The organism is Bacillus sp. PSXD-155, from assembly GCF_049310765.1.
Classification (GTDB): domain Bacteria; phylum Bacillota; class Bacilli; order Bacillales; family Bacillaceae_G; genus Bacillus_A; species Bacillus_A cereus.
In genome coordinates this window covers 1-11400 of record NZ_JBMOWC010000036.1, presented here as the reverse complement: position 1 = coordinate 11400, position 11400 = coordinate 1, and the positions used below count along the sequence as shown (strand labels likewise).

Sequence of the window (11400 nt, the reverse complement as noted above, 5' to 3'; positions counted from 1 at the left end):
ATAGCTAATATTTTCAATTTCATAAGCTATTTCCGAGTTACTAAATATAAATTTATAAGGATCTTGAATAACGACCGGAGGAGAATCAAATTTAGAGTCAACAAGATACAAAAAATAATTCTCTCTTAATTTCTTAGATTGTGCTATTTCATTTCTGCTTATAAAAAATCTATTGACATACCCTGAATAACATTTAACCTCAATAAATTTATCATACTCATCACTTTTATCATCTATAAAAGACATTATGTCATATCCAATATTATTATCGTCAAGCGCGACATGTTTAATTTCACGTAAAGAATTAAACCTACTACGTTCTAGTTTTAAAACATACTTTTCAGCTTGCTCTCCTAACTCATTTTGCTTTTCTAATTGCTTTAAGAATTGCTCCTTGCTAATTTTCCGCGAGAATTTTTGCAAGTAATCTGAAAAAACACCATCAATCCGATAAAATTGCTTTATTTGAGATTTCATTATAGATTCTGAGAGTAATAATAAATTTCGAAGTGCATAGAACTCTTGATTAATTTTAATATAAAAATCGAAATCAATCCTATGTAATTCACATACCTTATTTTTGATTAATAAATTTAAAATATCTTTTATTATAGAGCTATGACTATACTCAGTGTCTATAACTTTATACTTCGTAATCTCATTTTCTTCAATTATGAAAAGATATCCTAGCACCTCAAATAACCTTAAGGTATCCCCTAGATTCATATTTATCACTATGTCATTTGAAAAATATGTATGCAATTCTTGAAAAGATCTATACTCTGACTTTAAAACATTTAGCACCAATATACATTTATGCAAATCAGCATATGCCCGACAGTTAACGATTTTTGCTAACATAGTTTTCAATCAACGCCTTAATATCACTTTTATCAATCTCTTCATCCAATACTTGGAATAAGGGTATGTCAGAGTTTTCAGTTACACGAATCATTAAATTTTCTTTTTCAATCAGCCTATCATCAATCACTTCATCAATCGAATTTTCGGTTATTAGATAATAATAATTTGTTATAGTGTTCATACCTAATCCATAACGATGTATCCTATCTTTAGATTGAACGTATCTCGCCCCATCAAAGTTTCGTTCTAAATAAATTGCATTGTGGCAAGCTTTATGTAAAGAAATAGATTCTGCTACAGCAAAAGGATTCGCAATGATAACCTTGAACTCAGACTCATCACTATGGAACTCCCTAATTATTTTCTCCCTAGTTTCCACAGCCTCATCTAAACCTTCTGATTCTACCTTAGTTTTTCCATATAAAATTTTACACTCTATTCCGTTTTCTAGAAGATAATCCGAAAATCTTTCAACAGTATCTATATAAATAGCCCAAACAATTACCTTTTCATCTCTTCTAATTAAATCCTGAATTAACTTTAAAGCAGCATCAAATTTAGGAGGAACTGAATTTGTTCGCTCATAGTTAATCAAGGTATTAATTAATTCTTCATCAAATGTTTTTGGGGAATAATCTATGCCTGAAATCCCTTCTTGAATTGGCTTTAATAATAAATATGGGTTACTTGCTGCTTGCATTAGCCTAATTATTTTAGCTTTTTTAAACTCATCTACTAGACCTACGTCATTATCAACTAAATCTTTAATAGTCTTTTGTTCTAGGGTCTCATAGATTAATTTTTGAGTACTATCCATGGGTACCACAATAGGTGGATTTTCCACTTTATCAGGCAAACCTAAATCTTTCTTTTTGATTCTCACAAAATAAGGAGAGATATCATCAATTAACAGCTGTATTCTAGGGTCTCGAGGATTCTCTGTCATATCATCCAATTGATTTAAACTATAATTTATTAATTCTTTATTAGGCCAAATAAATTTAAATAAATTATATAAGTCCCTATATCCGTTAGGAGCAGGAGTTCCAGTTAAAATCACCCTACCTTTAGCTAACGGAGCCAAATCTAATATAGTTTCAGCTATACTACCTCCATCTGTATTTTTTATTTTATGCGCTTCATCAAGTACGATCATTACATCATTATTTTTTAAAAAGAACTCTAAATTTTTCTTTTGATTAATAATACCTTGATACGAAATTAAAGTTAATTCAGCAGTATCTCTACTAAAAAAATATCTTTTTCTTAATTCACTTGAAAGATTCCCCCCCGAAAGCCTTTTTACTTCAGGTGCTCTTCCAAAACAATCTTTAAATTCATTTTCCCATGGGCCAAAGGAACTTAGTGGTCCTATCACAAGTACTTTATTTACAAATTGTTTATGTGTTATATCTAGTGAATTTAAATAACTATATGCTCCATAGACTATACTTGTTTTACCGGCTCCCGGAACTGAAAAATTACAAGCATTCTGAGAAAAAGCTAAGTGATATGCAGCCAACAGCTGCAATGGATATAAAGTACGTACCAAATTTCCATTTAGCGATTCACAGAATTTTCGAAATTCACCTTCATTTACATTTCTATTCCAAATATCTTTTGCTTTATTTGAGAACTCTTTAAAATCCATTTCTTCCTTATACAAATTAACTAATGTATGGTCTGCTTCTGTATCTAAAAGTAAACTAATTTGTTTTTTAGATAAATAATCACTTAATTCAGAAATAACATTCTCATTATTTTTCGGGATTTCAAGACCTTTTTCAGTCTCAATTGCATCAAAAGCCCTCTTCAAATGGAATATGATACGTTTATTGAGCTTTTTAGTATCTTCACCCGATAGTAAATAACTTTCTTTAAGAGAATTAATTTTTAAATTTTCCATATTATTCACACCGTTTGATTTAGCTGTTTCTTAACCGTTTTAGAAAGGTTATAAGCTAAATTATTTATTTCTTTAATTGTTGCTAATACATCTTCACTATATAAACTTTCCTGATGTTCATCAATTTCTAACAACGCATTTTTAGCTCGTTCTAACAGTGTTAATGGTTTGTCAGCTTGTTGAATATTATCTAACTTACTTTTACTGTATTTTAAATTTTCTTTTATTGGTTTAATAACTTTCTTTGTCCATTCTTCATCACGTTCAGTTAAGCTATCAATTATTTCTTCATCATTATTCGCTCTCGATAAAAACACATCAATAGGATCTTCTTCGATTTCTTCAACATTTTCAAAATGTTTATCTCTAAATTCTTGCCACAGTTTTTTGGAAGCAAAAAAGCTTTGAGGAACCGTTGATTTCCCATTTTTAGCTATATTTCTAAATTCTTTCCCTTCATATTGTGCACGAATGTAATCAAAACTAATTTGCAGCATTTCAGAAATATCATCATCTTGAGGATTCCAGTTCGTTTTTGCGTTTCCACTTCGATTTCTATATGCTTTTTCATAATTATTTAAATCTACAAACTGTCCCTCTCGTTTATCTAACATTGCATACATATTATTATAACCATAGTAATCTAGGTACTGATCCATTAACTCTAAAATATCCAAATACTTCTGGATATTTTTAGAACTTCCTTCTCCCATCATATCCGCTATATCTTCAATTGAATATCCTACTTCTTTTAACTGCTGGCATTTTAAATATTTCTCAGTAGCGTTATAATCAAGTTTTTCCTCACGCCCCATTTGATACATAGTTTCGAGCTGAAGAATTTCTTTTTGCCCAACATTATCATCAAGGATAATAGCATTAAAGTAACTGCAAGGTCTTACATCATAATTTTTACTATATTCCTCTTTATTATTATTTATTTTATTTAAAAGAGAGGCTCTTCGATTCCCATCAATTATATAGCCATTTTTAGTGACAATTCCATATTCTTGCTGACCAATTTTCAAAAGACTCTTTAAAGTTTTCTTGTTTCTATCATGCTTCGAATCCCACAAAAATTGTTCGATAATAGAAATATCATTCTGATTTTCAGGATTTAACTTATGAGAAGTTACTTCAAACGTTTTTACTTTCGTACCTATTCTTCCGTTATAAGGGTTATAAACCAAATACTCCAAAGGTATTTGGTAAACATTAAATCTTCTTTCTTGTCCCTTATAAAATAGCTTTACACCGGTCATAATTGGTTGACTTTTTTTGATTTCGTTTAGTTTCTCTATTCTTAAATCTTCACTTAATGCCTTTGTTTTAGATGCCATCTTCAATCCCCTTTAAAATATTTTCTAACAGATAATATGACGTAACAATTTTCATAGAAATTTCTTTACCTATTTCCTTGATAAACACAAATCTATCAAATTGGTTATTAGATTCTACAAATTCCTTAATAGCTTGTAATAATTCATCCGGTCCAACGCCATCTCTATCTTCAACGGTTTTACAATATTGAATTTGGATATTTTCGAAAGAATAAGTTTCTCTAATATACTTTTTTATAAATTTAGTGATTTTTAATATTTCCTCTTGCTCATATAAACATAAATTCACAAAAATATTCTCGTATACTTTGGCATTTTTGCCCTGAGAATAATGAATTTTTGTTTTCCAATGAACAACCCCATCAGAAAATTGGTTTTCTAAACCAACTCTGTAAGATTTCTCTATAATATATGGTACATGATAACTATACTTGGATTCAAACTTTTTTGGTTTTTCTTTCTTTAAATCAAAAACAGTCCCATTTAAATTTGTAAAAAGTATATCCTTATTAAATTTTTTTCGAACTGAAAATCTATCGTTAGACATTTGATAATTTAGGTTTTGACGAATAACCTTTGCTATTTCGTAAGAGAATTTTGGAGTTACTGCATTGCCAATCATTCTATATTTTACAGAATCACTATCCCCGTAAAATCGAAAATCAATTGGGAATGACATTAATGTCGCTACTTCTCGAATAGTTGGGAATCTGTACCTGTTTTCAGAATCTTCTAAATTAAATATCATAGATTCCCTAGAAGATCCAGACAAGGTGGCCATAATTGTTCTCGCAGGCTTATCCTTATTCTCAGGAAATGCCATTTTCCCCATATAGCCCTTATCCTGTTTTTGGCGTTTAGCTTTTATCCATTCAAAATAAGGCACTTCTTTAACATAATGATGATCTGTTAATTCTTTACTAAGCATTTCAATTCCATAGATAGGATCCTTAACTATTTCAGAAGAATTAGAGTAGCTTAGAGGAGTTGGCTTACCTAACGCCTTTTGAACTTCTCCTAAAGTAATTATATCCTTCTCTCCATTTAATTCTTGTAAATCTGGATACAGGCCACATATAGAACGCTTTCGATTTGTAGGAACCCCAAAGTATTTCATATTAAATATTCTTTTTTGGGGAACATTTAATATGAAATCTCCTAATTCAGGCCAACTTAACTCCTCAGCTGTATAATTATCTTCTACAAATCCTAAAGAGTTTTCTACATTTTCCATAACCCAATATTTTAATTTGCTATTGGGCTTGCTCATCTTTCTTGCAACAATCCGTAGAAAAGCCTCAATTAATTTTATTCCCTCAGTCTTATCGGCTTTTCCTGATTTATTCGAGTTTGAAAAAGCTATACATGGCGGAGAACCAATTATAACCTCTGTATCTGGTATCCATTTCTCAAATTCTTCGTTATCTAACATGGATATTTCATAAATATCCCCCTTAAAAGCAATCTGCTTACCATTCCCATGGTTTTGATTATGTGTCAGAATTGCAGGTGCCCAAATGTCATAAGCTCTAACTATTTCAAAACCAGCTCTCTCAAATCCTTCTGAAAATCCTCCAGCACCGCAAAATAAATCAATAACTTTCAATTGTACTTCTCCTTCTTATTAAAAATATTTATTACTAAACCATTAGTTTATTTCAGCTCAATTAACCCTTTTTCACAAAATCGTTAATTATCATATAAAAATAAAAAACATTCTATATTTTGACGATAGAGATAACTCATATATTTCCCTATCCTATAACTGTTGATAACATACTTTATAACTTTTTTACATAAAAAAAAATCGTTCTTTTTAAAATAATCAAGTCTTTATGACCAACTTAATCGAAAAGAACGATTCTTTTTTGCTTTTAAATTATACCAAAGACTAACTCACTTTACCAATTTTCATGAGAGCCAACATGCTATGTAAAATTTATAACAATAATATATTTTTATATGTAACACACCATAACAAACATAGACAAATAACAAGTGAAATTATCAATATACATTGCTTCCCTTTAACCACTAAATTATTAGTCTTAATTAAAGAACATAATGAATGAATAATTATTACAAAACATCAGAAATTCACTTTAATTTTTAAGGAAACTAATCTTTTTTCAACTAATCAAGCTCAATTTTTTCTTCATCCTAATGCTAATACCCCAAAAGGAACTAACATTATATGGTGCACTACTTTCCTCTTGCATTCCTCAATTCATCATACATTTTATTTTCCTTATCGAGAAAGAATTTTATTCCTCCACTCCCCTTATAAAAACTCTCCCAACCCCGCTCCCTCAAAATCCCCTTCCAACTATCACTCTCAACCATCTTCTTAATAACACCATCCCAATAAGCAACCTCTTCCTCCGTCATATCTTTTGGGCCCATAATTCCTTTCCAGTGCTGGAATATGACGTCAATTCCTTGTTCTTTCCATGTTGGGATTTCTGGTAGTCGGTCTAGGCGTTTTGGTGCGGATACGGCTAGTATTTTTATTTTGCCGGCTTTGTATTGTTTTTCGGCTTCGGATAGGGTCATGGTTGCGGCGTTTATTTGTTTGTTCGTTAGGGCGTTTATGATTTTTTCTTTGTTTTCGTAGACGAAGAATTGTAGTTCGGCTGGGTTTATGCCGAAGGCTTTGCTTACTTGTACGAAGGATAGGTGATCGTCGTTTCCTAGGCCGGGGGCAACACCGATTTTGAAGTTTTTCTCGTCTTTTTTTAGTTGTTTCATTAGTTCGTTTGCGTTATCTATGGTGCTGTCTTTTGATACGACAACGACTTCCCAGTCCGATGCGAGTATTGCGAGCGGGGTGAAGTCTTTATATGTTAGTTTACTGTGGCCTAGTAGGTTGTTCGTTATGAGTAAGCTTGAGTTAATCGCCAGTACGTGACCGCCTTTTTGTTTCGTATATTTCCATCCGACATCACCGCTGCCACCTACTTTGTTTGTGACTGTGATTGGTTTTGTGAAGATTTTTTCTTCTGTGAGCGTTTTTTGCATCGACCGTGCTGTTAAGTCCCATCCGGCTCCTTGAACATTCGGCGCAACGATTTCTACTTTGTCGATGTTCACTTTATTCGTATGGGATTTTTCCGAGGAACAACCAGCTATTACTCCTGTCATGATCCATATACATAGTAATAATCGTTTTTTCATAGTCCTCGTCCTATTCGGTACTTTCGTTCTGGTCGTCCGATAATGCCGTATGTGTACTCTACTGTGCATTCGTTTGTCGCTACTAAGTATTCTAAATATCTTCTTGCGGTTGTTCTGGAGGCCCCCATTTGTTCTCCCATTTCTTCTATTGTAATACCCTCTTCGAATCCTTTTATAATTCCTTTCACTTTTTGCAGTGTTAACGGATCCACACCTGTCGGTAAGTTTTTTATGTCTTCTGTTTGCGAAGTGCCGAAGAAGTTATCGATGAGTGCTTGATTCACTTCATTGTTACTATGTAATAGTTGCTTCTTTCTTTTATAGTCTTCAATGGTGCGAACGAATTTTTCTAACGTGACCGGTTTTATAAGGTAGTTGCTTACGCCGTTTCGAATTGCTTTTTCTAACATGTGGTTTTCATTCGCCGCCGTTACCATAATGACGTCAACGCTTGGAAAGTCAGCATGAATTTGTGGTAATAAGTCAGTTCCAATTCCATCTGGTAAGTAATTATCTAATAGAAGTAAATCGATTTCTTCCTTTTGTAGTAGTTCCATCGTTTCTTTCGCGTTCAATGCTTTTCCGATTACTTTTACATCCTTTATTTTTAATAAAAACTCCTCTTGAATTTGCGCGACGCGGAAATCATCTTCTGCAATTGCAACCTTCAACATATGTCCATCCCCCTGTTTGTCATGTACTTTCTTTCAATGTTTTCGGAAGGTAAATTGTAAAAATAGCTCCCCCATTTTTCTCGTTTTGAATTTCAATTGTTCCCTCTAGTAGATCTACCATTTCTTTCACGTTTGCTAGTCCGTAACCACGATCAGTTCCTTTTGTTGAAAATCCTTTTTGAAAAATGGTTGTTATTTTTTCTGCCGGTATTCCTATCCCGCTATCTATCACTTCAAACACAATATCGTTGCCAATATCCGTAACAAAGAAGGAAACACTCTTTTCCTCTCGTTCACTCACCGCATCAAACGCATTATCGATTATGTTTCCAAGGATCGTAATAAGATGCGAAACCTTTATATGGTCTGGTAACGGATGAAGCGCGCTATCTCCTTCAATATGAAAATCGATTTTCTTTTCAGACGCTGTTCCGAGTTTTCCTAATAAAATAGCTTGTACTTTCGCATCATGAATTTGATGGAATAAAATATGGTTTTGACTTTGATGAATGTTAGATTCTTGTTGAATAAATTCAATCGCTTCCCTGTAATGTCCTAACTGAAGTAATCCTGATAAGACAAAAAGTTTATTTGTGAACTCATGTGTTTGGGCGCGTAAGTCCTCTGAATACTTTCTTACCTCAGATATTGTGTTCACTAGATTTTGCAGTTCTGTTTTATCTCTAAAACTACATACAACGCCTACCGTACTATTATTTTCGAGTATTGGTGTCATGTTTAAAATAAACACTTTATCTTGAAACGCGATTTCTTGATCGGTTTCTAGCACTCTCTCCATATGAAATTCCGGTAAAACCTTTGAAATGTGCTGCTGTATATAATCATCATTTACATGAAGCATTTCTTCTGCCGACGTGTTCATCATCGTAATAAAACCGTTTTGATCAATAGCTATAATTCCTTCTTTTATAGATAGTAGTATCGCACTTCGTTCCCGGTATAACGCTGCGATTTCATTCGGCTCTAAACCGAGTGTATCTTTCCTGATGCTACGCGCTAAAAGGATTCCACCAACAATGCCGGCTATTAATACCGCTAAGGAGAAGAGGATAATTTCTTTCGTTCTACTCAATATGTTAGATTCAATGCCTTTTATTAAAAACTCTACTGTCACAACGCCTACTACTTGATCGTAATCTCCGTTATGAACAATAATAGGTGCTTTCGCCATTAAAGCTGGACCGCTTGTACCATTTCCTTCGAGCGTATAATAACCACCAAAAGTGAGTGCTTCATAGTTATACGGGTTGTTACTCTTTGTACCAATCAACTCAGAATTAGAATGGGAATACATAACTCCATAGCGATCTTCCACAATTACATAATCCGCACCAGCTTGCTCACGAACTTGTTCCGCAATGGATTGAATGGTACTTTTATGCTCGTTATATTGAAAAGCCTCTTTTATCGCTGGCATAAAAGAAAGAGATTTAGCCGTTTGCAGTGCTAACTGTTCTACTTGGCGCTTCGTATCAACGGACTGAATGTAAACAAATATTCCCGCTAATAGGAGAACGACAAATAAAATTAACGCGATAATTAAGCTTACTATTTTCGTTTGTAATGACACTTTGCGTGATTTTTTCATACCCCATACCCTTTGATAAAATATTCAAAACTATCAATCTCCTTTTTCTATTATTATGACAAAACTGAAAATGAAGCAACTATTAAAAATATCCATGTTCATAAAGTACAAAAAGAATAAAATTGTCATAATATTGAGATTTTATTTAAAGAACAGTACAATTCAACTACAATGAACGCGCTTTCATAATTATTATTTTATTTATAAGCAAGAGGAGGAATTAGTATGGCTCAAGTAAAATCAAACCGAGTCGCCGGCAATATTTTCAAAGGTTCTGTCGGCAATTTAATTGAATGGTACGACTGGTACGTTTACTCTGCTTTCGCTGTTTATTTTTCAGCAGAGTTCTTTCCTAAAGGAGATCCAACGAGTCAGTTACTGAACACAGCAGCTATTTTCGCAGTTGGATTTTTAATGCGCCCTATCGGAAGTTTATTAATGGGACGCTATGCGGATCGGCACGGACGCCGGGCAGCATTAACGCTTTCCATTACAGTTATGGCCGGTGGTTCTTTAATTATTGCCTGTACACCGAGTTACGAAAGTATCGGTATTATGGCCCCTATTATTTTAGTTCTTGCTCGTTTACTTCAAGGGTTGTCACTCGGCGGAGAGTATGGAACTTCCGCAACGTATTTATCTGAAATGGCTAGTAGTGGACGCCGTGGTTTTTATTCAAGTTTCCAATATGTAACGCTCGTTGCTGGACAGATGGTTGCGTTAGGTGTTCAAATTGTTCTTCAGCAATTACTAAGCGAACCAGATATGAAAGCTTGGGGATGGCGTATTCCATTCATTATTGGAGCGATGGGCGCAGTAGCTGTATTATGGCTTCGCCGCACGATGGATGAGTCGGAGCAGTTCTCAAACATAAAATCACAAAAACGCGAAAGCGCAGGAACCGTTCGTGCACTTATGAAACACCCGAAAGCAGTATTAACAGTAGTCGGCCTAACATTAGGAGGCACTGTTGCATTTTATACGTACACAACATATTTACAAAAGTTCATGGTAAACACAGTCGGCCTTCCGAAAGAAGTTGTAAGCTGGATTAACTTTGTCGCACTACTTATTTTCGTCGTACTTCAACCGATTGCAGGGCTACTATCCGATAAAATCGGACGCCGCCCACTATTAATGGCATTCGGTATTCTCGGAACATTACTAACAGCACCGATCTTCTTCTTCATGGAAAAAACGACAGAACCAATCGTAGCATTTTTACTCATGATGGTCGGTCTCATTATCGTTACTGGTTACACATCAATTAACGCAATTGTAAAAGCAGAACTCTTCCCGACCGAAATTCGCGCACTTGGCGTAGGTTTACCATATGCACTAACAGTCGCGATATTCGGCGGAACAGCTGAGTTCATCGCATTATGGCTAAAAAGTATCGGAATGGAATCATTATTCTACTTCTATGTGGCGGGTTGTATCGCGATCAGCTTTATTACGTATTGGCGTATGGATGAGTCATCGAAGACTTCGCAGATTGAGGCAGAGCTTGGTGGTGAGGATACACTAGCTAATAATAAGTCTAGTTAAAATTATGTATTCTATGTTCTTCGTTTATCTGAACTCGATTTACTTTATCTAAGAAGGCATAATTTATTCATATATAATTTAAAAACCTTTGGATATTGGTTCTATAAACAAAAGATATGGCGATGTTGCAAGAAATACTCAATTAGAGCACCCTACAAATTACACTGAAATATATTGGTATCAACAAGGTAGAAAAAGACAATATACTAGATACACTTTGTATTTAATTCAATACATATTTCTAATAATATCCCCAGTAAGTACTCATGAACCTAAAATATATTG

The 11400-nt window shown here is 33.8% G+C and carries 8 protein-coding genes and 1 pseudogene; 2 read left to right on the top strand and 7 right to left on the bottom strand.

All coding sequences use genetic code 11. The features are described from left to right. The 7 genes from ACO6VI_RS25500 to ACO6VI_RS25470 form a co-directional block, all read right to left on the bottom strand. On the bottom strand, positions 1-861 hold an 861-nt coding region (locus tag ACO6VI_RS25500), incomplete at its 3' end, for a DUF3883 domain-containing protein (protein WP_422424393.1). After that, positions 842-2770 carry a DEAD/DEAH box helicase gene (locus ACO6VI_RS25495; RefSeq protein WP_000429253.1) on the bottom strand — a complete coding sequence of 643 codons (1929 nt, stop codon included), beginning with the start codon at positions 2768-2770 and terminating at the stop codon, positions 842-844. The genes ACO6VI_RS25495 and ACO6VI_RS25500, both read right to left, overlap by 20 nt. A 5-nt stretch (positions 2771-2775) precedes the next feature. Next, positions 2776-4110, bottom strand: a complete 1335-nt coding sequence (locus ACO6VI_RS25490) for a hypothetical protein (RefSeq protein WP_000157331.1) — start codon at positions 4108-4110, stop codon at positions 2776-2778. Next, entirely contained in the window at positions 4100-5716 is a 1617-nt protein-coding gene (locus ACO6VI_RS25485) for a DNA cytosine methyltransferase (protein ID WP_000862953.1), read from the bottom strand. The genes ACO6VI_RS25490 and ACO6VI_RS25485 overlap by 11 nt, the downstream gene beginning before the upstream one ends. A 596-nt stretch (positions 5717-6312) precedes the next feature. Beyond that, entirely contained in the window at positions 6313-7284 is a 972-nt protein-coding gene (locus ACO6VI_RS25480) for a tripartite tricarboxylate transporter substrate binding protein (protein WP_161519959.1), read from the bottom strand. Continuing rightward, positions 7281-7958 (bottom strand): response regulator, encoded by a 678-nt coding sequence (locus ACO6VI_RS25475; protein WP_098818799.1) that lies wholly within the window; start codon positions 7956-7958, stop codon positions 7281-7283. Before ACO6VI_RS25475 ends, ACO6VI_RS25480 begins: the two co-directional genes overlap by 4 nt. Positions 7959-7977: 19 nt before the next feature. Further along, positions 7978-9567: an ATP-binding protein gene (locus ACO6VI_RS25470; protein WP_098818798.1), complete on the bottom strand. Its 1590-nt coding sequence runs from the start codon at positions 9565-9567 to the stop codon at positions 7978-7980. 225 nt (positions 9568-9792) lie between these two features. Between ACO6VI_RS25470 and ACO6VI_RS25465 the strand changes: the two genes are divergently transcribed. Beyond that, positions 9793-11115, top strand: a complete 1323-nt coding sequence (locus ACO6VI_RS25465; protein ID WP_098818797.1) for an MFS transporter — start codon at positions 9793-9795, stop codon at positions 11113-11115. 84 nt (positions 11116-11199) lie between these two features. Beyond that, a pseudogene (locus ACO6VI_RS25460) lies at positions 11200-11342 on the top strand (integrase); the annotation flags it as partial. Positions 11343-11400: the final 58 nt, after the last annotated feature.